Origin of the sequence: Mesorhizobium tianshanense (genome assembly GCF_007830515.1) — a bacterium.
Lineage (GTDB): Bacteria > Pseudomonadota > Alphaproteobacteria > Rhizobiales > Rhizobiaceae > Mesorhizobium > Mesorhizobium tianshanense.
The window spans coordinates 35573-57669 of record NZ_VLKT01000020.1 but is presented as its reverse complement, the minus strand read 5'-3'; the positions used below and the strand labels follow the sequence as shown (position 1 = coordinate 57669).

Here is a 22097-nt window from a genome sequence, read left to right as displayed (position 1 = left end):
CATGATACGAACCGTCGCCACCAAACCCTATCTGGACCAGAAGCCCGGCACTTCCGGGCTGCGCAAGAAGGTGCCGGTGTTCCAGCAGGAGCACTATGCCGAGAACTTCATCCAGTCGATCTTCGATGCGCTGGAGGGGTTCGCAGGCAAGACCCTGGTGATCGGCGGCGATGGCCGCTTCTACAACCGCGAGGTCATCCAGAATGCCATAGCCATGGCGGCGGCAAATGGCTTCGGCAAGGTGATGGTCGGGCAGGGCGGGATCCTGTCGACGCCGGCAGCCTCGCACGTCATCCGTAAATACAAGACCTTCGGCGGCATCATCCTGTCGGCCAGTCACAATCCCGGCGGTCCGCACGAGGATTTCGGCATCAAATACAATGCCGGCAATGGCGGCCCGGCACCGGAAAAGCTGACCGACGCGATCTTCGAAAAGACCAAGGTGATCTCCAGCTTCAAGATCGCCGACATCGGAACGATCGACATCGACAGGATCGGCACGGTCGAGGCGGGCGGCATGACGGTCGAGGTGATCGATCCGGTCGCCGACTATGCCGAACTGATGGAAAGCCTGTTCGATTTCGACGCTATCCGCGCCAATTTCAAATATGGTTTCCGCATGCGCTTCGACGCCATGCATGCGGTGACCGGCCCCTATGCCAAGGAGATTCTTGAACGGCGGCTTGGTGCTCCCAATGGCACCTGCCGCAACTTCAAGCCATTGCCGGATTTCGGCGGCCACCACCCAGACCCGAACCTGGTCCACGCAAAGCACCTTTATGACGAGATGATGGGACCGGATGCGCCGGATTTCGGCGCCGCCTCCGACGGTGACGGCGACCGCAACCTGATCATCGGCAAGGGCATTTTCGTCACCCCCTCGGATTCGGTGGCCATGCTCGCCGCCAACGCCCATCTGGCGCCCGGCTACAAGGCTGGCCTGAAAGGCATCGCCCGCTCGATGCCAACCAGCGGTGCGGCAGACCGCGTCGCCGGCAAGCTCGGCATCGGCATCTATGAAACGCCGACAGGCTGGAAATTCTTCGGCAATCTTCTCGACGCCGGCATGGCGACGATCTGCGGCGAGGAAAGTGCCGGAACCGGCTCCAACCATGTCCGCGAAAAGGATGGGCTATGGGCCGTGCTTTTGTGGCTCAATATCCTTGCAGTGCGCGGCGAAAGCGCCAAGCAGATCGTCACCGAGCATTGGGCTACCTATGGCCGCAATTACTACTCGCGCCACGACTACGAGGAGGTCGAAACCGACCGCGCCAACGCGCTGGTCGACGAATTGCGCGCCAAGCTTGGCTCGCTGCCCGGCACCAGCGTGCGCGGCATGAAGATCGCCAGCGCCGACGATTTCGCCTACCACGATCCGGTCGACGGTTCGATCGCAAAGAACCAAGGCATCAGGGTGCTGTTCGAGGGTGGATCGCGCGTCGTCTTCCGTCTCTCCGGCACCGGCACCTCAGGCGCGACGCTGCGCGTCTACATCGAGCGCTACGAGCCGGACAAGTCCAGGCACGATCTCGACACGCAGGAGGCGCTTGCCGATCTGATTGCGGCAGCCGATGATATTGCCGGGATTCGCAGCCATACCGGCCGCGCCAAGCCGAGCGTCATCACCTGATGCCACCTGGAATACCGGCCGGTTATCGGCCGTATCAGCCGCGATTTGGTGGAATTGCCAGGCAAGGCGGCATTCGCTTTGCCGCATGGTCGTCTGCGGCCAGCCGGCTCTGGGTCTCGATCTTCGATGAGCAGGGTAACAGGGAGATCGAACGGCTCGACCTCATGCGGGAAGGCGAGGGCGTTCACGCGCTTTTCGTTGCCGGCCTCGCCGCCGGCACCCGATACGGGTTTCGCGCCGATGGCGACTATGCGCCCGAGCAAGGGCTCTGGTTCGATCCCGACAAGCTGTTGGTCGATCCCTATGCCGTCGAGATCGACAGGTCGTATGCCTATGACGACCGGCTCGCCGCTCGCCGCGGCGAGGGGACCGACACCGCCCCACTTGTGCCGAAGGCGATTGCCGCAGACTTGCCGAAGCCGGTCCCTGTCTTGCCGCCGCTGTTCCAGCCGGGCGGCCTGATCTACGAAGTGCCGGTGCGCGCTTTCACCATGCTGCATCCGGACATCCCGAAGCGCCAGCGCGGGACGATTGCAGCCCTGGCCCATCCGGCCATCGTCGAGCACCTGAAAAAACTTGGGGTCGGCGCGGTTGAACTGATGCCGGTGACGGCATCGATCGATGAACGGCATCTGCCGCCGCTCGGCCTCCGCAACGCCTGGGGCTACAATCCCGTGACCTTCATGGCGATCGATCCGCGCCTCGCGCCCGGCGGCCTCAAGGAATTGCGGCAGACGGTCGCCACGCTGCGCGAGGCCGGCATCGGCGTCATCCTCGATCTTGTCTTCAACCATACCGGCGAAAGCGACAGGCTTGGACCGACCCTGTCAATGCGCGGCCTCGACAGCAGCGCCTACTACCAGTACGCGCCGGACGGCAGGCTGGCTAACGACACCGGCACCGGCAACACGGTCGCCTGCGATCATCCGATCGTCCAGGGAATGATCCTCGACACGCTTCGTCACTTTGTCTGCCATGCCGGCGTCGACGGTTTTCGCTTCGATCTGGCGCCCATTCTGGGTCGGGTCGAGGGCAGGTTCGACGCCGCGGCACCGTTGCTCAAGGCTATTCGGGGCGATCCGGTCGTTGGCGACCGGGTGCTGATCGCCGAGCCCTGGGATGTCGGCCCGGATGCCTATCAGCTCGGCAATTTTTTGCCGCCCTTCCTTGAATGGAACGACAAATATCGTGACGACGTCAGACGCTTCTGGCGTGGCGATCGCGGCATGGTCGGCGCGCTGGCGACCAGGCTTGCCGGCTCGTCCGATGTGTTTGCCAAAGCCGGCCAGGGGGCAAGTCGCAGCGTCAATTTCATCGCCGCGCATGACGGCATGACGCTGGCCGATATCGTTGCCTACGAGCACAAGCACAACGAGGCCAATGGCGAGCACAACAGAGACGGTCACAACGAGAATCTCTCGTGGAACAACGGCGTCGAGGGTGAAGCCGGCGATGCGGCCGTTGCGAAGGCCCGCCTCGATGACCGACGCGCGCTGCTGGCGACGCTCTTTGCCTCGCGTGGCACGATCATGCTGGCCGCCGGCGACGAATTCGGCCGCACCCAGAATGGCAACAACAACGCTTATGCGCAGGACAACGAGATCACCTGGCTCGACTGGACAGGGCGCGATCAGGCGCTGGAACAATGCACTTTTTTGCTCGCCGCGATGCGTCGTTCCGCGCCGGCGCTTTCCGACACGCGTTTCCTGACCGGACAGCCGCCCGCCGGGTCGGAAATATCGGATGTTGCCTGGCTGAGCGAAACGGGCGAGCCGCTCGATGAAACAGCCTGGCATCATCCGGAGCGGCACCGCCTTGTCATGATGCTCGGTGGCGCTGACGACGAAGATTGCCGTCTTGCCGCCGTCATCAATGGCGATCGCCGCAAATGCATGTTCACGCTGCCGGCGCGCGAGGGATTTTTCTGGAGTCCGGCCACCGCCGGCGCAGCAGACATCTCACAGCCGGTACCGGGGCGAACTGTCATTTTCATGGTCGAACGCAAGATGGGGCGGGCTCACGCCGAGGAAAACCGGAATGGCTGATGCGAACGCGGAGTGGTGGCGCGGCTGCGTCATCTATCAGATCTACCCGCGCTCCTTCCAGGACACGACGGGGGACGGCGGCGGCGATCTGCGCGGCATTGCCTCGAGGCTGGCTCATGTCGCGTCGCTTGGCGTCGACGCCGTCTGGCTGTCGCCCTTCTTCAAGTCGCCGATGGCCGACATGGGCTACGACGTTTCCGACTATACAGCCGTCGATCCGATGTTCGGCACATCAGAGGATTTCGATGCGGTGGTCGCCGAGGCGCATCGTCTCGGCCTGAAAATCATCATCGACCAGGTCCTGTCGCATTCGTCCGACCGGCACGAATGGTTCGTCGAAAGCCGCGCGAGCCGCGACAACCCCAAGGCGGACTGGTATGTCTGGGCCGTTCCGAGGCCGGACGGCACCGCGCCCAACAACTGGCTGTCGGTCTTCGGCGGCCCGGCCTGGGAGTGGGATGCGACCCGCAGGCAATATTACATGCACAATTTTCTCGCCTCGCAGCCGGACCTGAATTTTCATAATCCCGATGTTCAGGACGCGTTGCTGGAAACGGTGCGGTTCTGGCTGGAGCGCGGCGTCGACGGGTTCCGGCTGGATACGGTGAACTACTATGTCCACGATCGCTGGCTGCGCAGCAACCCGCCACTGGCGACGAGCGTCGCCGGCACCAACACCGAAACCAATCCCTACCTCTATCAGGAGCATCTGTTCGACAAGACGCAGCCAGAAAACATCGCCTTCCTCAGGCGGTTCAGGGCGCTGCTCGACGAGTATGAGGGCCGCGCCGCCGTCGGTGAGGTCGGCGACGAAACCCGTTCGCTGCAGACGCTGGCCGCCTACACCGCCGGCGGCGACAAGCTCGACATGTGCTATACTTTCGACCTGCTCGGTCCGCAATTTTCGGCAGCACACGTGCGCGGCTGCGTCGAAGCCTTCGAGAGTACGGTCTCCGACGGCTGGGTCTGCTGGGCGTTTTCCAACCACGACGTCGTTCGCCACGTGACGCGCTGGGCAAGGCCCGGCGGCGATCCTGAGAGGATGGCGAAATTCTCGATGGCGCTGCTGTCGTGCCTGCGCGGATCGATCTGCCTCTATCAGGGCGAGGAACTCGGATTGGAGGAGGCGGATTTGACGTTCGAGGACCTGCGCGATCCCTACGGCATCCGCTTCTGGCCCGGGTTCAAGGGCAGGGATGGATGCCGCACGCCAATGGTCTGGGAAGCTGGTGCCGACAATGCCGGGTTTTCAACCGGCAAGCCGTGGCTTCCGGTCCCGGCAAGCCATCGCGCCCGTGCGGTCGATGTCCAGAACGGCGAGGAGGCGTCCGTCCTCACCAGCTACCGGGCGATGCTTGCTTTGCGCAAGCAGCATCCGGCTCTGGTGGTGGGCTCGATCCATTTTCTCGATGCCGAGGGCGATGTGCTTGCCTTCATGCGCGATGGCGGCGGCGAAAAGCTGCTTTGCGTTTTCAATTTCGCCGACGAGCCGGCCAATTGGCCATTGCCGCAGGATATAGCCGTCGCAGACACGATCGATCTTGGCGCCGGTGCCGCCTTGCAGGACGACGCTCTGTCATTGCCGCCGCTAAGCTGCTTTCTCGGACGAGCCGGCTGATCTTCCTACCGAATTCTCATTGAACGAGCGCGGAGCGCCCGCAAGTCGCGCCCATGATCCGGACATCGGCCTCACCGACGCGCACGCCCAGTGCCGCAAGCACGTTATAGACCAATGCGTCGACAGGTGCAGTCACACCGCTCAGCAACGTCACAACTGCCGGCTTCACCGTTCCAAGCAGGGCGGTTACATCAAGCCCGAGACCCAGCGCCCCGACTGAAAGCGACAAATTGTTGACCAGCGACGTGGTGAGGGATTGCGTCAGGTTTTTCGTGGAAGCCGTCTTTATCGTCTTGTTGGCGATTTCGGTCCTGTTGAAGGTTAGCGTCGTCGGATCGTTGTTGGTGATCGCCACCGCTGCCGAACCGTTCACTTGCAGCAGAGGCAGGTTGATCAGAAGGAGCTTGAGGCTGACGCCTGCGATCTCGGCAGCTTGAAACGACTGAGGGTTGCTGAAATCGGCGAAGGCGGCGGGGCTGTTGTCGGCGTCGCTGGCGCCAAGGTGCAGCGCGGCTACGCCCGGAAGTGCGGCAATCGAAACCTTCAAACTGTCGGGGTGCCCGGTCGGGCAGCTGATGTCGGTCAGCTTGGCCTCGGCACGAGCCACTTCGACATGCAGTGGCAGTTTGACCGACAGGAGGCTGATGCCGCCACCGAGATTCGAATTGCCGATGCCGACGGATGCCACCAGCTTGATCCGCGTCTGCGCGGTGCGCACCACCGTGCCGTCTCCGACTGTCAGCCAAGGCGAGACTTGCGCAGGTTCGCCGATGGCTATGGACAGCGTGGTGGAGGTAAGCCCTGGGACGGTGGCGCCGAGATTGATGTCGACCTGCCTCGAGCCGTTCGCCAGTGCGGCGGCGGAGGTCAGCATACCCATGGCACTAGCGTCGATCGCCAGGCCGGCCGACTCTTGCCCGAGGTCAAGTTGGCCGACTGATCCAAGATCTATAAGATGATTGAGTGGGATCTTCACCGTGCTGGTGGCTCTGGACGCGATTGTCTGCAAAGCGAGCTTGCTGGTGCTGCCAACTGGCGAGACGTTAGCCATGGCGGTGGCGATCTGGCCCACCGTCGCTTTCGACGCCAGCACGTCTGAATAGTTGACGCCTGTCAGTTGCAGCTGGACGGCAAGAGCGTCGACGAACGAAAGCACGTTGATGTCAGTCGAGATCAGCGCGTTGTAGTCCATGACGCTGAGCGAGATATTGCCTCCAAGGAGCCCGCTGAGAAGTGCGTTGAGGATACCGCCATTGACGCTGAGAAGCCTGGACCCGACCGAAAACCTCGCCTGCGCCGTCATGCTGGCAATGGCTTGGGTGCCGATGACCGGCGTAGGGATGAGCGAACTCGCGAAATAGCGGGCGGGAACCTTGTGCAGCGTGACGTGGACGGCGTTGTAGGGCGTCTTGCCGGCCTCGAAGCGTTTGTCGACGCCGAGCGACGACTCTGGTGAATATCGGCCGGCGGTGACCGACACTATGGTCTTTCCGAGAGTAGGAACGATCGTCTGTCCTGCCTTCTGTACGACGATACCCGGCATTCCGTTGTCGCCGAGTGTGGTCACCACCGCGGCCTCTATGTTCTTGATGTTCGAGGCGGCGGTGATTGCCGCCAGATCGGTCATCGCCTGCGCCTCCCGGCGCTCCACATAGATCGAGCCTTCATCGATGGCCACGGCAGCCAGCGCCAGCGCGAACGGTGCGCTCAGCGCTGTCATGACGGTGAAGTTCGCCTTCAGGTCGCCAAGCATCGAGCGGGCGACCCGACCGATCCCTCCCAGCAAAGTTTCTGACATTCAGATGCCTCCGACCCGTATTGTCGACCTGCGTGAGATCGTGGTTCCAGGCATGGACAGCGCCGGGAACAGATTCCAGATCGGCAGATTGCGGGCATCGTATTGGACGGACACCACGAACTGTTTTCCGTCGGCCGTGCTGTCCTTGGCCTGATAGGTCAGCTTGCCGGAATCAACGAAGGGGTATCCTCCGGCATTGTTGTTGACAAAACTGGTCACCAGCGCCTGGCGCTCGGCTTCGTTGAGCCCGGCTATTGCCGTGCGTGCGGCGTCAGCCGCGATTTGCTGCACGGAATTGCTTGCGCCAAAATAGATGCCGTACGCAACCATCCCGAGCAAAAGCAAGATGAAAATGGGCGAAAGCAGCGCGAATTCGATCGCGGAAGTTCCAGACTGCTCTCTAAATTGGTATAATATGAGTCTTATCTGGCGCATATTGCTCCGCTTTACAGGAATTTTCTCAGTTCTTGTGCTGTCCATGTCCTTCGCCCATCAAGACATCCGAAGCCCGCGAAAGATGTAACTCATAGTTGCTTAAAGCCGCATTAAGACATTTCCGCAAAGTGGAATCGACGGCAGGTTTCTTGGCCGAAACGAAAGCTTGAAGTGGGAAAACCGAGCCAAGCCCATGGTTGCGGCTGCCGTTCTGCCGACTGCGAAGTGATCATCGGCGCGCCTTACTTTGGGTGACCCAGAGAGTCTGTTGAAATAAAAAATCTCCACGTTACTGTTTGGCCACCAGCTGCCGGAAAGGGAACCAGCAGCGCGCTCAAAGAGGCCATGCAATCGGTTTCGGGGCGTCAACACTCAAGAGGCGTAGCTGAAGGGCCGCCTCGACAGGGAGAACTCCATGCTGAAAAACATGCTGAAGGCGACGGTATTCGCCACAACCATGTCCTTGGCCGCCGGCACGTTCTACACGCCGGCTTTCGCCGAGGTCGTCTACAACAGAGGCACCGCTGCCGAATCGGAGTCGCTCGACCCGCACAAGACCTCGACCATCTACGAAGCCAATGTTTTGCGTGACCTGTTCCAGGGGCTGGTCATGCAAGACCAGAAGGCGAATGTCATTCCGGGCGCCGCCGAAAGCTGGACAGTATCGGATGACGGCACCGTCTACACCTTCAAGCTGCGCAAGGACGCTGTCTGGTCGGATGGTGCTCCGGTGACCGCGGATGATTTTGTCTACGCTTTCCAGCGGTTGGAAGATCCGGCCACCGGCGCCGAATACGCTTCGATGCTCTATCCCGTGAAGAACGCCGAAGAGGTGAACACCAAGAAGGCGAAACCCGAGGAGATGGGCGTCAAGGCAATCGACGCAAATACCCTGGAAGTGACGCTGAAGGCGCCCACACCCTATTTCCTCGAAATGCTGACCCACCAGGCGGCCTATCCGGTCTCCAAGGCCTCTATCGAAAAGCTCGGCGACGATTGGATCAAACCCGGCAATTTGGTTTCCAACGGCGCCTATACGCTGGCGGAGTGGGTTCCCAACGACCACATGAAACTGGTCAAGAATCCGAAATTCTGGGACGCCGCGACCGTCAAGATCGACACCGTCAACTACATCCCGACCGAGGATCGTTCGTCGGCGATGAAGCGCTTCGAGGCCGGCGAACTCGACAGCTACGACGACCTCCCGACCGAGCAGCTCGCCGACCTCAAGGCCAAGTTTGGCGATCAGATTCACATCGGGCCATACCTCGGCACGTTCTATTTCGCGATCAAGACCGACAAGGCGCCGTGGGACAATGTCGAACTGCGCAACGCCATCTCGATGGCAATCGACCGCGATTTCATTGCCGAAAAGGTCTGGCAGAACTCGATGCTGCCCGGTTACTCGATGGTGCCTCCGGGCATTGAAGGCTACACGCCGGCAGTAGCGAAGTTCGCCGACATGTCGCAGATCGATCGTGAGGACGAAGCCACGAAAATCCTGACGAAACTTGGCTACGGCCCCGACAAGCCGCTGAAAATGGAAATCCGCTACAATACGTCGGAGAACAACAAGAACACGGCGGTGGCCGTCCAGGAGCAGTTGAAGCCGTTCGGCGTCGACGTCGCGCTGCTCAACACCGACACCAAGACCCACTATTCCTTCCTCGAGCAGAAGGGCGACTTTGATCTGGCGCGTGCCGGCTGGATTGCGGACTACAAGGATCCGGAAACCTTCCTCGGCATCTCCCGCAAGGCCAGCGGCAACAACTACTCGGGCTACAACAGCCCGAAATTCGAGGAGGCCATGGACAAGGCGGCGGCCGCCGGCGGCAAGCCCGAAGAGCGCATGAAGGAACTCGCTGAGGCCGAGCGCATCCTCATCGATGAGGTCGGCAACATCCCGCTTCTCTACTATAGCTACAAGGAAATCGTTTCTCCGAAGCTTCATGGCTACGAGGACAACGTCATGGCCGTGCATCCGTCCCGCTTCATCTCCAAGGACTGATCTCCTTGGCCGAACCGCCGCTCCTTCGGGCGGCGGTTCGGGTTTGCCAGTAAAGCGGGGCACCAATGCTGCGTTACGTATTCCGGCGGCTCCTGACCGCCATCCCGACGCTGTTCGTCATCGTGACCGCGGCGTTTTTCCTGATACGCGTCGCGCCTGGCGGCCCGTTCAATCAGGAGCGGGGGCTGAGTCCCGAGATCAAGGCCAATCTTGAAGCGCAGTTCGGCCTGAATGACCCGCTCTGGCTGCAATATGTCCACTATCTCGGCAATCTGCTGCGCGGCAATTTCGGTCCGAGCTACAACATGCCCGATTTCACCGTCACTGAATTGTTTGCCCGAGGCCTGCCTATTTCAATCCAGATCGGCGCCTCGGCGCTGATCCTGGCGCTGCTGCTCGGCAGCCTTCTCGGTACCATCGCCGCGCTCAACCAGAACAAGATTGCCGACTACTCGGTGATTGCGGTGGCCGCCGCCGGCAGCACCATCCCGACCTTCGTCATCGCGCCGGTGATCCAGCTTTTGTTCGGCCTGACCTGGAACCTGCTGCCGATCGGCGGTTGGGGCGATGGAGCCCTGCTCAACAAGGTCGGGCCAGTGCTGACGCTGGCCTTGCCGCAGATCGCCATCGTCGCCCGCCTGATGCGCGGCTCGATGATCGAATCGTTGCGCTCCCACCACATACGCACCGCCCGCGCGCTCGGCCTGTCGGACTGGTCGGTGGTCGTCAAGCATGCGCTGCGCGGCGCCATCCTGCCTATCGTCTCCTTCACCGGCCCGGCTGCGGCCGCACTTCTCACCGGCTCGATCATCGTCGAGACGATTTTTTCTATTCCCGGCATCGGCCGCTATTTCGTCGACGCCGCGCTCAACCGCGACTATACGCTGGTCATGGGCACGGTGGTGGTGATCGCGCTGTTCACCATCGTCTTCAACTTGATCGTCGACGTCATGTACGCGGTCGTCGATCCGAGGGTGCGCTATGACTGACATCGCAGCCACCGCTCCGGCCGTTGTCGGCCGCTCCCTGTGGGGCGATGCCTGGGCGCGCCTCAAGGCCAATCGGGCCGCCATGTTCAGCCTGTATTATCTTGCCTTCATCGCCGTCATAAGCGTGTTCGGGCCCTCTTTGGTGCCGCATCGATACACCACCATCTACGCCGACTATGTGCGCACGCCGCCGAGCTTCTCGGCCTATCCGAAGGCCGACAAGATCGAAACCGCGCTCAATGAGGCGATCAAGCGCATGCGCGTCGACATCAAGAAGTGGCGGCAGGAAGACAATCGCATCTTCGTCACCGTCACATCGCCCAAACCGATCGACGACCGCAGCGTCCGCTACCTCGACCGATCCGATGCCTTCGACGACACCAAGATCGAGAGCAAATCGCCTGACGGTCTCGAAGCGGTGATGAGCGCTTCGATCAGGCAGCAATATTTCCTGTTCGGCACCGACAATACCGGCCGGGATCTGTTGTCGCGGACGCTGATGGCCGGGCGCATCTCGCTGGCCATCGGCTTGCTCGCAGGGGTCGTAGCGGGCGTCATCGGCGTGCTCTACGGTGCTACGGCCGGCTTTGCCGGCGGCAAGATCGACGAGGTGATGATGCGCATCGTCGACGTGCTCTATTCGCTGCCGTTCATCTTCTTCGTCATCATGCTGGTGGTGTTCTTCGGCCGGAACTTTGTGCTGATGTTCCTGGCGGTCGGCGCGGTGCTGTGGCTCGATATGGCACGCATCGTGCGCGGACAGGCTCTGTCGATCCGGCGCCAGGAATATGTCCAGGCAGCGGAGGCGATGGGAGTCGGCCAACGCGGTATCCTGATTCGCCACGTCATCCCCAACCTGCTTGGCCCGGTGGTGATCTACATGACGCTGCTGGTGCCGCATGTCATCATACTGGAAAGTTTCCTGTCGTTCCTCGGCCTCGGCGTCCAGGAACCGATGACCAGCTGGGGCGTGCTAATCTCGACCGGCGCCCACAATATCGGCTCGGCCAACTGGCTGCTCCTGTTCCCGGCCTTCTTTCTCGTCTCGACGCTGTTCGCGCTGAATTTCGTCGGCGATGGCCTGCGCGACGCACTCGACCCCAGGGATCGTTGAGATGGTTGCTTCCGAAACGATCCTCAGCGTCAAGGACCTTCGCGTCCGCTTCCGCACGCTCGATGGTGCGGTCGAAGCCGTCAAGGGCATCAACATCCACGTCAATGCAGGCGAAACCGTCGCCGTGGTCGGCGAATCTGGTTCCGGCAAGAGCCAGACGATGATGGCGGCGATGAGCCTGCTGGCCTCGAACGGCGAGGCGACAGGCGTTGTCGACTATCGCGGCCGCAACCTTTTGACGCTGAGCAAGTCCGAGCTCAACCAGGTCCGCGGCCGCAAGATCAGCATGATCTTCCAGGAGCCGATGACCTCGCTCGATCCGCTCTATTCGATAGGCAACCAGCTGATCGAACCGATCCGCCGGCATCGCGGGCTTGGCGCCGCCGAGGCCCGCGAAGAGGCGCTCAAGCTCTTGCGGCTGGTCCAAATTCCCGATCCCGAGCGGCGGATGAAATCCTATCCGCACGAAATGTCGGGCGGCCAGCGCCAGCGGGTGATGATCGCCATGGCGCTGGCCAACGACCCCGACATATTGATCGCGGACGAGCCGACGACGGCGCTCGACGTTACGATCCAGGCGCAGATTCTCATGCTGCTCGCCGAACTGCAACGCAAGCTCGGCATGGCGATCGTCTTCATCACCCACGATCTCGGCATTGTCCGGCGTTTTGCCGACCGGGTCTATGTCATGCGCTGCGGCGAGGTCGTCGAGGAGGGCGAGGCGGAGGCGATCTTCGTCAGCCCGCAACATGCCTATACCAAGATGCTGCTGGCCGCCGAACCGACCGGAACCAAGGCGCCGCCGCCGCCAAACGCGCCCGTCCTGCTCGAGGGCCGAAATGTCGAAGTGACTTTCAGGATCGGCGGCGGGTTTCTTGCCGGAGAGCCGCTGATGCTGCGCGCGGTGGATCACATTTCGATCCGGCTGAAACGCAACCAGACCATCGGCATCGTCGGCGAATCCGGTTCGGGAAAATCGACGCTCGGCCGGGCCTTGCTGCGGCTTCTGCCGAGCGATGGCCTCATCCGCTTCGGCGATCGCGATATTTCCGGAGCCGACCGTCAGGCCATGCGGCCGCTGCGGCGTGAATTGCAGCTCGTCTTCCAGGACCCGTTTGGTTCCCTGTCGCCGCGCATGACAGTCGGCCAGGTCATCACCGAAGGGCTTCTGGTGCATGAGCCGACCCTGTCGGGCAGGCAACGCGATCTGCGCGCGGTCGAAGCCTTGCGCGAGGTCGGACTCGATCCGAATGCACGCAATCGCTACCCGCACGAATTCTCCGGCGGCCAGCGCCAGCGCATCGCCATTGCGCGCGCGATGATCCTCAAGCCCAAGGTCGTCGTCCTCGACGAGCCGACCTCGGCGCTCGACCGTTCCGTCCAGAAGCAGATCGTTGAATTGCTGCGCAAGCTGCAGGCCGACCACGAACTGTCCTACTTGTTCATCAGCCACGACCTCGCCGTCGTGCGCGCCATGGCCGACTACATCATCGTCATGAAGCAGGGCAAGATCGTCGAGGAAGGACCAACCGAGGCGATCTTCAGCAATCCACAAGCAAGCTACACGCAGACGCTGATGAATGCGGCCGTCGACGTCACACGGTTTCGCTTAAGCGCATAGGCGGCCGGTCAGCGCCGCAGCGGATAGTGGTTGTTTTGGGGGCAAAAAGTTGCCCAAGCCTGATTACAGCACCCAGAAGGGAAGCGTCCGGGACGCTTTCAACTCGCCGTTTCGGCCGTTCGCGTTGGCAACTACCGCGGTCGGACAAGAGGCCTCGATTTCCACCCCTATTGCTATCGCGTCTATGATTAAAATCTTCCGGGAAACCCGGTCGATCTGGAGTAGCGCGAAGGCCGTGTTCACCGCTTCAAGGGCCATGCAATTCGCCTGAATCTGGCGCATCGGCAGATCGACGTCGTGCGCGGCCGGGGCTCGCCGGACGATCCCTGGAGGAAGATGTTCGAGGCCGCCCGAGCCGAGACCGATATCGACACCGACCTCATCCGCCACTGGATTTACGAGGGCCCGGTCAGAGTCGAGCGTCGCGTTCCCATGTTGCCCCTCAGCCGCGAGCTCCGCCGCCTTGAATGGCTGAAGCGCTTACGCGCCCGCGCCTGCGAAGGCCGCGCATCGCTCGCCGACGAGAGCAATCACCTTATCTTGCGCGACCTTGACCGCTTCGGACTGACCCGCGAAATCAGGCAAGCGCAGTGCCATGGCCCGCTCTGCCAAGCGCCCGGCAATTTCGGCGATTGCCGCCTCGGAGTTGGCGGCCGTGAGACCGATCGTCCGCGCCAGCGCGAAGAAATCCTGTTGGCCCAGTCGGTCGTCCTTGCCATTGAGTTTCAAGGCCATCCGGTCACCGGCAAGGCCAGGAAAGACCCGGGTGGTGACGGCATCGTAGAGCGGCGCAAACCGGACCGATGTAAACGCCTTGGCTCCGGCATCGGCCGTCTTCAGCATCGCGAGATTCTTCAAGTGCATGTCGCCATCGGCGATCAGCCAAGCGAAGAGCGCGCGACGAAACAGAATCGTGAGGTCCGCGACTGGATCTGTCGACAGCGGCCTAAGACCCTTCGCCATGCGTTCAATGGTGCCGTCATACTTGGCCGACGTCGGCAGATCCAGGATCGAACAGAAGTCCTCCAGCGCAAAACGGCGCTGGTCCTCAACATGGCGCCGGATGTCGAAACGCTCGACCAGCAAGGCGGGCGGCATACCGTCGGGCATCTCGATTAATGCCGCCGCCGGCACGTCGAAACCGACGGCGCGGCCCAGTTCGAGGCAGAGCCATTCAACGATCGGCAGCGTCTCGAACCCTGCGGCGCCAGCGGGTTTGAGAATATGGGTGAACGGCTGGTCGATGGCCGCAACGAGAGTGCCATCGGAGAGCAGACTCATCGGCGCCTTGATCTGGACGCCCGACAGGCGCGGCGTCTCGGCTCGCGCGAAGATTTGCGCGAGCTTCTGTTCGAACGTCTCCTCGATCTCGCCGCGCGCCGGTCCTGCATAACGTCCGGTGAAGCGACCCGCCTCGAAGAACGCCGCTAGTGGCGTCACGAGAATATCCGCCGGTAAGGCCGCCAATTCGTCAGGACTCTGGACGATCGCGATGTTGGACAGATAGCGCCGGCCGCTCCGGAGCGCGTCGCGTTCGTCGCGTTCGTGCAGAACCTTGGCAAGCCAGCCTTCCGGCAGGAGTGATTCGATGAAGGCTGGAAGCTTTCCCGGCGTGGTCTCGCGTACAAGCGGCGGCCCGCTCCGCTTCCGGGGCTTCCAGCGCCACTCGAAGCCGTCATGGATCAGTCGTCCAAGCGGCTCGCCGTGCCAGGCCACCAGAAGATCAAGCGCAGCCTTGTTGACCGGGGCCTTACCTGCGCCGAGCTGCACCAAGAGGAAACGCTCGGCATTCTCGCCCTCGCGATACCAGCCATTCTCGCGCGCCAGCGCCCAAACCGCATCCGCTGCGGCTTGGGGCGAACCATGTTCTTCGACCAGACGCGCCGCCATTTGAGTGCGCATGTCGGTGGTGATCGCACTGGCGTGTTCGCTCCGCAGCCGAAAAGCTTCCAGGAAGCGTTGACGCGGCGACGACACGTCCACACGCAATTCGCCCAGATCGTCGCCGATCACGGCACTTGCCGTCGATGGATGAGCCGGCGCCTCGTTCTGGATGATCTCAAGGGTACGCAAGCGCGTGCGTTGATTACGCCTTCCACTAATGAACAGCCGCCCGTCCGGCGCTGGCCCCAGCAGAACCGCGCTCGCCGACGACAGATAGGCGTTGGGATAGAGATAATGGGCGATACGGACCGCATGACCGAGGATCGCCATCTCGGCGTCGGCGTCGTGTTCGATATAGACTCCGCGAACGAGTTGGATCAACTCGCCCGCTTGAGCGCGATGGTGCGCCCGCTTTGCGTCGATAGTTTCGCCTACGAGATGGATCGACATGGATTATCTCGTGTTTCAGATGCGCGATAATCACATATTTGGCCTGGTCGTCAAGAATTTTCGCGCATCTGAGATGTGCGATAGTTCCACCAATTGGTCTGCCACGCGCGGCTTGAAAGTAAAAGGTGGCTGGACGTCGCCCTTCGGGCCGGGGCTGAAAGCCCCGGCAAGCGGGTCTTCCCCCTCCGGGCTTCCACCCCTTCTATAATCGGACCCCAGACGTCAAGGTGCGGTCGTTACGTTCAGGGCAGACGATGAACGGCCCCCTTAAGCCCACGCGGGTAGGCTTAATTGAAGGACACGAATGCCCGTGATAGAGGCCGGCTGCATATTGAAGCAGGTCTATTTCGGAGATGCCCAATAGCCTGGTCACGATGCTCTAAGCGTTAAGTTCGTCGGCGACGGCAATCACCTCAGAAACGATCTCGTGCACATCTTCCGGCCTTGTGCGATGATTGACGAAGCAGGCGCGCAGCGCGAAATGATCATTGATCGTTGCGTTCGAGAGGTACACGCGTCCCCGCGCGATCACACGCCGCAGGATGGAGCCGTCCGTGCCGTCCCGGCAACGACTAAATCAACAATGCCGGCGCATTCCAGACAGAACACAGGTCTTGCGCGGCAGCTGTGAACTTCACAGCCCGAGACCGCGCTTCCTTCCGAAGCTCCAATCCACGCCGCCATCATCGCGCGCCACCCCAGAAAGATGATTGCCCAATTGTCTGTCGAGCGACGGCGACCAGGGCACAAGGCTAAAACCGAGCCCGTCATCGATCATCGCGAAGCGGCCGGAAGCGAGCGAGATGCGCCGCCGGTAGATGCCGGTCACATGATCGCCATTTGCTGCCTTCGTGAAGGGCAGGCCGGTTTCGGCAGCGAGCTGTGAGCCAAGCGCATCGACTTCCCGGCCACGCAGAGTGTCGATCAGGTTGCGTGCAAGGATTACGCGCTGCCCTTCGCGCCAGGCCAGGCCCTCCTCGATCAGGTGATTGGCACGAGCTTCAATCGCCTGTCTTGCGTCCCGGCCAAAACCACCATCGCCGAGCTCTGCGGGCTCGTGCGCGACGAGTTGCCGGTCGAGCCATGTCGCGCCGGACGCATGGATCTGTTCTTCTATTGAAAGATCCGAGTGGACGGTGAGCTCGACACTGGCACGTCCCTTCCCATCCTCATATCGGCAGAACTCCACGATCGAGCCCGGCGCGCAGTCTCCGGTTGCGTCGAGATCATGAAAGCGCAGGTGATGCATCCGTCCGTCGATGCCGTCGACGATGGCATAGGCCGAGCCACGCGGCTCGTCATCAAAGCCACGTTCGAGCAGGCGACCGATGACCGGCGTCTCGACCTGCTCGGCTGCGAGAACATAGCCCGATGGCTCCCTGTCGATGCCGTGCTCGGCGAGACTGCGGTGGATGCGCTTGATGATATCGCCTCGTTCGCCGAGTGAGCGCATCGTCGCCTCGGCCTCATCGGTCATCATCCACTGGCCGGGACCGATTTCGTGGGCAAGGCCCAGGCTTTCGAGCCGGCGCAGCCGCCCAACCTTGATTGTCAGGAACTCGTCGGGCGGGTTGTCCGGGTGCGGCGCGAGATCGATGACGCCATGACGATCCATGTCGCGGGAAAGTTGGCGGTCGAGCTGAGTCCATCGCTCAGTCCCGACCTGCCGCTCGATGGTTTGGCGGATGTCCTGGTCGGTGCGAAGCCCCAACGTCTGGGTGAGAATGTCGCCTGCGCGGTCGCGCATGCCCTGACGGATGTAGTCACGCGAGATGACGAGGCTCTCGCCGTCGTCTGCGACACCGCGGACGAGAATGTGAACGTGCGGGTGTTGGGTGTTCCAGTGGTCGACGCCGATCCAGTCGAGTTTCGTGCCGAGGTCATGCTCCATGTCGGCCATCAGGTCGCGGGTGAAGCCTTTCAGGTCGCCCAGTTCGACGGCGTCATCGGGTGAGACAATGAAGCGGAAATGATGCCGGTCTTCCTTGCATCGTTCGGCAAAGACATCGTGGTCGGCTTCGTCCGTATCGGGACCAAACATCCTCGCGTCCTCGCCGTCGCGTGTCACGCCCTCGCGGCGAAGATATTTGAGATGGGCGGCCAGGGGCGCGGCGCGGCCGGACTGACGCACCACGCGCGCTTTGACGACGCCGCCGCGCGAGCGGCTGGTGATGAGGCGATTGGCGCAAATGCTCGCCGTCCGTCCCCGTCCAAAAGTCGAGTGGCGCGGCGAGATCAAATGGCCTTTGTGTGAATTGGTACCACCGGCACGTTGTGCCGACGCCAGCGCCTGAAAGATGAAGGGTCGCGCGCGCTGGCCAGCCTTGGAACGGATGCGACCAGGCCGGACGCGGAAATCATTGTCATGGTTCATGGCCGTTTTTCCCGCGAGGTGCAGCTTCTATCGGAAAGATCCGGAAAATGGCGATTGGCGCACATCGCGCAAAATCTGCGCACCTCGCGAAATCGCCTCTGAAACCCGTTGCTCTCTCGCCATCCGCCCGAATCGCACATCGCGCCCTTTATCCTGCCACCCCTCTCCGCTTGCTCCGTGGCCAACCCTCCCGCCGCAACTTCCGCGACGAAACAGGCCGCAATGCGATTGACCAGGAATGCGCTATTCATCGCGATCGCAGTGAAGGACGCAGCACGAACAGGTCGGGAAGGAGGGGTTTCGACGCGGGTCCAGTTTCACCCGGCTGTGGCTCAACCGCTGTTAGATCAACTACAGAAATGGCCCTTGGCGCGCACATCGAAGGCAAATGGATGCCCGCGAACATCGTTTCTGCGTCAACAAGCGCGCCGCACTTGCCATGCGGTGCGGTGACATTGCCGATGTCGCTGTTTTGCACAAAAACCGACGAATCGAGTGCGCTCGCCCTGTTTGCTCCTTGTCGTGCACGCGGCGGAATGACGACGGAACCTCTGATCAGCGGCGCGAGTTTCCTGACGTAGTCGATCGTCTCACGCGGCAGCGGGCGGCCGGTCAAAAGGTGCTCTTGGTAACGCCCAGGGCCGGCATTATAGGCAGCGAGAAAGCCGTTAGTGCCAAAGCGGTCGAGCATCTCACGCAGGTAAGCAGCGCCGGCAAGAATGTTGTCGCGCGGCTGATAAGGATCGTCGCCGAGATGATACTTTATGCGCAGTTCCTCCCACGTTCCCGGCATGATCTGCATCAGGCCCATCGCGCCCTTGCTCGACACCGCATGAACATCACCAACGCTCTCGACATGCATGACGGCGCGAAGCAGCCGCTCGGGGATGGCAAATCGTTTCGCTGCCTCGCGGATATGCGCCGACCAGGGATCTGAGGACGAGGTCCTGCCGTTGGAGCGCGCCGGCTGTTCATTATGCGTGGGAGGTTCTGCGCATACAGCGGACACCGAAACGGTAAGCATGACGCATGCACAAAACGCTGTGATGCTTTGGCAGATCACAGCGCAGGCCCCGCAGGTCCGGTGCGCCATCAGGCTGCCGCCGTGCTCCGTTCCGTCAAGGGCAAGGCTTCGCCGGCCGGCCCGGCTTCCCCCAAATGTTGATGCGATGAGCGTTCGCAACGACGGGCCAGCACCCGGCTGCCCTTGACCTTCGCAGTGCGCGTAGGCCGCCTGACGGACGATCGGGACGAAAGGTTTGATCGCTGCCCGATCGATCAAAGGGCTTGCCGCTGCAAGACAGCTGAAGCGCAGTCCGAGCATCCGATCAGCCTTGCTCGTTGCGCTTCGATGGCCGGCTCCAGTACAGGCCCCAGGCGCCTTTCTCCGCATCGGACTGGAACAGATTGGCGCGTATTGGCTGCGCGAAGGATGGATCGTCAATCGAGACGGAGAGATAGGCGCCGGCCTTGTCGCCGCTACGATCCCACGCTGCGCCAACCTCCATGCCTTCACAGAAGACGCGATGGTCGGGCGCGTTTTCTGCATTCGATTTCTCCGCAGGCAGGATGGCGACCTTTGCGTCGAGTGCCAGTGTTGTGATGTTGCCGAAGAAGCCGTCATCGTTGCGGGTGAAGACGCCAATCAGGGCCATTGCAGTGCTCCTTTCGTGAGCGTTGAGGAGGGGTGGAGCGAGCCCTAGCCAGCTCGCCGCCAACGGGATCATTGGAAGCGTTCGGCGCTGAAAAGGGGTGGCCAAAAGTCCAGACCGGGACCGCGCGGCCGATGATCGACGTGAGCGGCAACAGCCCGAAATAGCGACCGTCAAAACTGTCGGCTGCGTCCCAGTTCATGAGGAAGACTTCATCACCGGCGATCACGCGGCAGCCCTGCCAGACCGGCAGCGCTCGGCCGCGACTGTCATGCTCACGCGCATGTCCATAGATCACGCCGCCGACGATGATAGCGGTGCGGCGACGGCAAACGGTCTGTCCACTGAGGGCAAGCACGCGCTTCAGCAGCGGCACGTTTTTCGACAAATATCTGCGTCTTGCCATGAAGTCCGCCAGCGGCTTGGGCGGCATGATAACGGCGACGTCGGCAACACCGATCCTGCGGTACGGCTCGACGCGGTAGAGCCCGATCGGAACGCTCGCGGATACGTTCCAGGTCAACTGCGGTCGATGGCCAATCCAAGCCGGTACGGCGACGAGAACCGCGCCGCCGAACATCGCGGCGATGATCGCTGGGCGCACACTCATGGCCAAGTCCGCCGGCGCATCAGCCAAGCATCATGGCGCTGGCGGGTGTAGGACCTGGGCGCTTCCCGCGCGGCGAGCCGGCTATGGGAATGGCGCCAATGCTCCGGCGAAACGTCGGCAGGATCGATGTCGATCGCGCCGATGCTCTTCATCACCTTTGCGATGTTCGGCCATCTTCCCGCGGCGAGCAGGATGATAGCGCAAGCCTGGACATGAGCGACGGCCAAGCAGCGCTCGCGCAGAATGTTGAGCTCGATGGTCGCCTCGGTGCTGATCGATACCTCGCGCATGCGAAGATCGATCGGCGCCACGCGCAACGATGTTGCCAACGGAAAGTAGGGCCAGGACATCAAGTCCTGTGCGTCGCATGGCGCGATGTCAGTGGCGCGAGCAAGAAACAGTTCACGCCGGGCACCGTCGTGAAAGTGCTGCCACATTGTCGTTGCACCGCGTTTCAGGAGACGCGATCGCGTCTGGCGGCATAGGCTGGCGCAAGGGCCGCATGGGGCTTGGCCGGCGGGACAAAGGTCGCGTTAGCATCGCTGGTGGAAGTGCGCGCGCCAAGCGCGATCCAGGCGTGCAGATCGTCGATGTCGTAGAGGACACGGCCGCCGATCTTGCGGTATTTTGGGCCTGTGCCGTATGTCCGGTGCTTCTCGAGAGTGCGGGCGCAAAGCCCGACAATAGGTGCTGCCTCCTTCGTGCGCAGGTATTTTTGGGGCGCGTCCGCGGGACCCTTCGACATCGCTCGATCTCCATTCGGTTTTGCTGTCGTCCTGGCCTGCCGGGACGCGCGAAACGGAGCATGGTCGAAATGAGGAAGAGCAAGGGAGGGCAAAGATCAGGGGGTGCGTTTTTGCTACCCCTGCGAAAAAGGCTTCAGCGATCGGATTTTCGGCCGCGGCTGTGTGGATAGAAAAGAAGATCGCGATAGCCGCCGGCGACCATGCGCTCCGTTCGCCGCAGGATCGCCCGGACCTTGTGCCTCAGATGATGATCGCGCCAATCCCGTGGCGCGATCGGCTCTCTCGACAACAGCGTCTCGGCGAGCTGACGAAACGTTGCGCCGGTGCGACGACCATCATGAGCGCGCAAATTGAGGATATGCCTGATCTTGGCCTGTTGCGGCAGTGCACCATGGGCTGGAGCGAGTGGTCGACCGCTCAGTGCCCGCCAGAACTGGCGCGCTGCATCGAGCCGCGTCTCGAAGGCGCCGTCGAGCGGCAGAACAACGGCATCGATGCCCGATGGACTGTCGCAGCCTTCAGCAACCAGCTGATGCGTTCGCGTCGAAGCCGGCCAAAGCACCTGAAACCCGTCACTCTGCTCCCAGACGCTGGCGCTGCTGAGCCTGGAAGGATGCACGGTCTGATGCGAAGGACCAATCGAGGCAGGCATCCGTGTGGCCCGCAGCGCGCGCGGCGAGGCCTGTTCCGTCCAGACGATATCCTTAGCTGACGGAAGCTCCTCAGTGGCAATTGTGAAATCGCGCCCCCCAACGGGCGGCGAAGTCGGGCGGACCGAGAAGGTCTCCGGTATGTGCGCCTCGCGACGCAAGCTGGCTGCATTCGGCGACGAATTCGTCGTTCCGGATCAGATACTCGGCAGCGAAATCGGCGGCTTCATAGTCTGGCATGTGCGCATAGGCTGCCGGACCGGTCCAGTTACCCTGCAACGTTCCAAGTCCTCTCCGCATGCCCTCGTCTGGTCGAGGGCTTCGCAATCAACATCCCTGGCGATACGGACGTTGGGTAGTTGGAGAGTCGGCAAACCGCTGTGCTGATTCAGCAAAGCGTAGCAAACGGCAAGCGGCGATCAGGTGTGGCGCACCGCCAGATGGCACATAGCCGCCTTGCGAGGCGGGCGGAA

Annotated in this window: 19 protein-coding genes; 7 read left to right on the top strand and 12 right to left on the bottom strand. The window is 62.0% G+C overall.

Annotated elements, in window-relative coordinates; genetic code table 11:
* Position 1 precedes the first annotated feature (1 nt).
* From IQ26_RS17155 to bglA, 3 genes are read left to right on the top strand one after another with little or no spacing between them, the layout of a single operon-like run.
* Positions 2-1630 carry an alpha-D-glucose phosphate-specific phosphoglucomutase gene (locus tag IQ26_RS17155; RefSeq protein WP_145719310.1) on the top strand — a complete coding sequence of 543 codons (1629 nt, stop codon included), beginning with the start codon at positions 2-4 and terminating at the stop codon, positions 1628-1630.
* Positions 1630-3675, top strand: a complete 2046-nt coding sequence (gene glgX / locus IQ26_RS17150; RefSeq protein WP_145719308.1) for a glycogen debranching protein GlgX — start codon at positions 1630-1632, stop codon at positions 3673-3675. The genes IQ26_RS17155 and glgX overlap by 1 nt, the downstream gene beginning before the upstream one ends.
* Positions 3668-5293, top strand: coding sequence for a beta-galactosidase BglA (bglA, locus tag IQ26_RS17145; protein ID WP_145719306.1), 1626 nt, complete (start codon positions 3668-3670; stop codon positions 5291-5293). Before glgX ends, bglA begins: the two co-directional genes overlap by 8 nt.
* Positions 5294-5309: 16 nt before the next feature.
* On the opposite strand, the gene IQ26_RS17140 is transcribed toward bglA, so the two are convergent.
* Entirely contained in the window at positions 5310-7091 is a 1782-nt protein-coding gene (locus IQ26_RS17140) for a pilus assembly protein TadG-related protein (RefSeq protein WP_145719303.1), read from the bottom strand.
* Entirely contained in the window at positions 7092-7526 is a 435-nt protein-coding gene (locus IQ26_RS17135) for a TadE/TadG family type IV pilus assembly protein (protein ID WP_145719422.1), read from the bottom strand.
* Between the two features lie 415 nt (positions 7527-7941).
* Here IQ26_RS17135 and IQ26_RS17130 point away from each other — a divergent pair, with 415 nt between their 5' ends.
* The 4 genes from IQ26_RS17130 (at position 7942) to IQ26_RS17115 (ending at position 13258) form a co-directional block, all read left to right on the top strand.
* Entirely contained in the window at positions 7942-9534 is a 1593-nt protein-coding gene (locus IQ26_RS17130) for a peptide ABC transporter substrate-binding protein (protein ID WP_145719301.1), read from the top strand.
* Positions 9535-9599: 65 nt separating this feature from the next.
* On the top strand, positions 9600-10523 hold the full coding sequence (locus IQ26_RS17125) for an ABC transporter permease subunit (RefSeq protein ID WP_145719298.1): 924 nt from the start codon (positions 9600-9602) through the stop codon (positions 10521-10523).
* Positions 10516-11637 (top strand): ABC transporter permease, encoded by a 1122-nt coding sequence (locus IQ26_RS17120; protein WP_145719296.1) that lies wholly within the window; start codon positions 10516-10518, stop codon positions 11635-11637. The genes IQ26_RS17125 and IQ26_RS17120 overlap by 8 nt, the downstream gene beginning before the upstream one ends.
* Before the next feature lies 1 nt (position 11638).
* Positions 11639-13258, top strand: a complete 1620-nt coding sequence (locus IQ26_RS17115) for an ABC transporter ATP-binding protein (RefSeq protein ID WP_145719294.1) — start codon at positions 11639-11641, stop codon at positions 13256-13258.
* Between the two features lie 63 nt (positions 13259-13321).
* On the opposite strand, the gene IQ26_RS39155 is transcribed toward IQ26_RS17115, so the two are convergent.
* The 10 genes from IQ26_RS39155 to IQ26_RS17060 all read right to left on the bottom strand — a co-directional run bounded on the left by IQ26_RS39155 (position 13322) and on the right by IQ26_RS17060 (position 21924).
* Positions 13322-13648, bottom strand: a complete 327-nt coding sequence (locus tag IQ26_RS39155) for a hypothetical protein (RefSeq protein ID WP_156090939.1) — start codon at positions 13646-13648, stop codon at positions 13322-13324.
* Positions 13649-13738: 90 nt separating this feature from the next.
* Positions 13739-15592 (bottom strand): HipA domain-containing protein, encoded by a 1854-nt coding sequence (locus IQ26_RS17105; RefSeq protein ID WP_145719292.1) that lies wholly within the window; start codon positions 15590-15592, stop codon positions 13739-13741.
* A gap of 634 nt (positions 15593-16226) precedes the next feature.
* Complete coding sequence (locus IQ26_RS17095; RefSeq protein WP_145719290.1) at positions 16227-17966, bottom strand: relaxase/mobilization nuclease domain-containing protein; 1740 nt, start codon at positions 17964-17966, stop codon at positions 16227-16229.
* 247 nt (positions 17967-18213) lie between these two features.
* A complete protein-coding gene (locus IQ26_RS17090; protein WP_240547154.1) occupies positions 18214-19290 on the bottom strand; it encodes a lytic transglycosylase domain-containing protein in 1077 nt (358 codons plus the stop codon).
* A gap of 4 nt (positions 19291-19294) precedes the next feature.
* The gene (locus IQ26_RS17085; protein WP_145719288.1) at positions 19295-19621 is read right to left on the bottom strand and encodes a DUF736 domain-containing protein; all 327 of its coding nucleotides are present in this window, start codon (positions 19619-19621) and stop codon (positions 19295-19297) included.
* Complete coding sequence (locus IQ26_RS17080) at positions 19587-20255, bottom strand: S26 family signal peptidase (RefSeq protein WP_322791163.1); 669 nt, start codon at positions 20253-20255, stop codon at positions 19587-19589. Before IQ26_RS17080 ends, IQ26_RS17085 begins: the two co-directional genes overlap by 35 nt.
* Positions 20225-20578 carry a DUF2840 domain-containing protein gene (locus tag IQ26_RS17075; RefSeq protein ID WP_167522691.1) on the bottom strand — a complete coding sequence of 118 codons (354 nt, stop codon included), beginning with the start codon at positions 20576-20578 and terminating at the stop codon, positions 20225-20227. The genes IQ26_RS17080 and IQ26_RS17075 overlap by 31 nt, the downstream gene beginning before the upstream one ends.
* Before the next feature lie 104 nt (positions 20579-20682).
* Complete coding sequence (locus IQ26_RS17070; RefSeq protein ID WP_145719284.1) at positions 20683-20973, bottom strand: helix-turn-helix transcriptional regulator; 291 nt, start codon at positions 20971-20973, stop codon at positions 20683-20685.
* 134 nt (positions 20974-21107) lie between these two features.
* Complete coding sequence (locus IQ26_RS17065; RefSeq protein ID WP_145719282.1) at positions 21108-21626, bottom strand: DUF2285 domain-containing protein; 519 nt, start codon at positions 21624-21626, stop codon at positions 21108-21110.
* A 70-nt stretch (positions 21627-21696) separates the two neighbouring features.
* Complete coding sequence (locus tag IQ26_RS17060; protein ID WP_145719280.1) at positions 21697-21924, bottom strand: transcriptional regulator domain-containing protein; 228 nt, start codon at positions 21922-21924, stop codon at positions 21697-21699.
* Positions 21925-22097: the final 173 nt, after the last annotated feature.

Bases quoted from the DNA above. Each gene is read 5' to 3' on its own strand.
- IQ26_RS17155 (WP_145719310.1), top strand. From the start codon at position 2: ATGATACGAACCGTCGCCACCAAACCCTATCTGGACCAGAAGCCCGGC.
- glgX (WP_145719308.1), top strand. From the start codon at position 1,630: ATGCCACCTGGAATACCGGCCGGTTATCGGCCGTATCAGCCGCGATTT.
- bglA (WP_145719306.1), top strand. From the start codon at position 3,668: ATGGCTGATGCGAACGCGGAGTGGTGGCGCGGCTGCGTCATCTATCAG.
- IQ26_RS17140 (WP_145719303.1), bottom strand. From the start codon at position 7,091: ATGTCAGAAACTTTGCTGGGAGGGATCGGTCGGGTCGCCCGCTCGATG.
- IQ26_RS17135 (WP_145719422.1), bottom strand. From the start codon at position 7,526: ATGCGCCAGATAAGACTCATATTATACCAATTTAGAGAGCAGTCTGGA.
- IQ26_RS17130 (WP_145719301.1), top strand. From the start codon at position 7,942: ATGCTGAAAAACATGCTGAAGGCGACGGTATTCGCCACAACCATGTCC.
- IQ26_RS17125 (WP_145719298.1), top strand. From the start codon at position 9,600: ATGCTGCGTTACGTATTCCGGCGGCTCCTGACCGCCATCCCGACGCTG.
- IQ26_RS17120 (WP_145719296.1), top strand. From the start codon at position 10,516: ATGACTGACATCGCAGCCACCGCTCCGGCCGTTGTCGGCCGCTCCCTG.
- IQ26_RS17115 (WP_145719294.1), top strand. From the start codon at position 11,639: ATGGTTGCTTCCGAAACGATCCTCAGCGTCAAGGACCTTCGCGTCCGC.
- IQ26_RS17105 (WP_145719292.1), bottom strand. From the start codon at position 15,592: ATGTCGATCCATCTCGTAGGCGAAACTATCGACGCAAAGCGGGCGCAC.
- IQ26_RS17095 (WP_145719290.1), bottom strand. From the start codon at position 17,966: ATGAACCATGACAATGATTTCCGCGTCCGGCCTGGTCGCATCCGTTCC.
- IQ26_RS17090 (WP_240547154.1), bottom strand. From the start codon at position 19,290: ATGCTCGGACTGCGCTTCAGCTGTCTTGCAGCGGCAAGCCCTTTGATC.
- IQ26_RS17085 (WP_145719288.1), bottom strand. From the start codon at position 19,621: ATGGCCCTGATTGGCGTCTTCACCCGCAACGATGACGGCTTCTTCGGC.
- IQ26_RS17075 (WP_167522691.1), bottom strand. From the start codon at position 20,578: ATGTCCTGGCCCTACTTTCCGTTGGCAACATCGTTGCGCGTGGCGCCG.
- IQ26_RS17070 (WP_145719284.1), bottom strand. From the start codon at position 20,973: ATGTCGAAGGGTCCCGCGGACGCGCCCCAAAAATACCTGCGCACGAAG.
- IQ26_RS17065 (WP_145719282.1), bottom strand. From the start codon at position 21,626: ATGCCTGCCTCGATTGGTCCTTCGCATCAGACCGTGCATCCTTCCAGG.
- IQ26_RS17060 (WP_145719280.1), bottom strand. From the start codon at position 21,924: ATGCGGAGAGGACTTGGAACGTTGCAGGGTAACTGGACCGGTCCGGCA.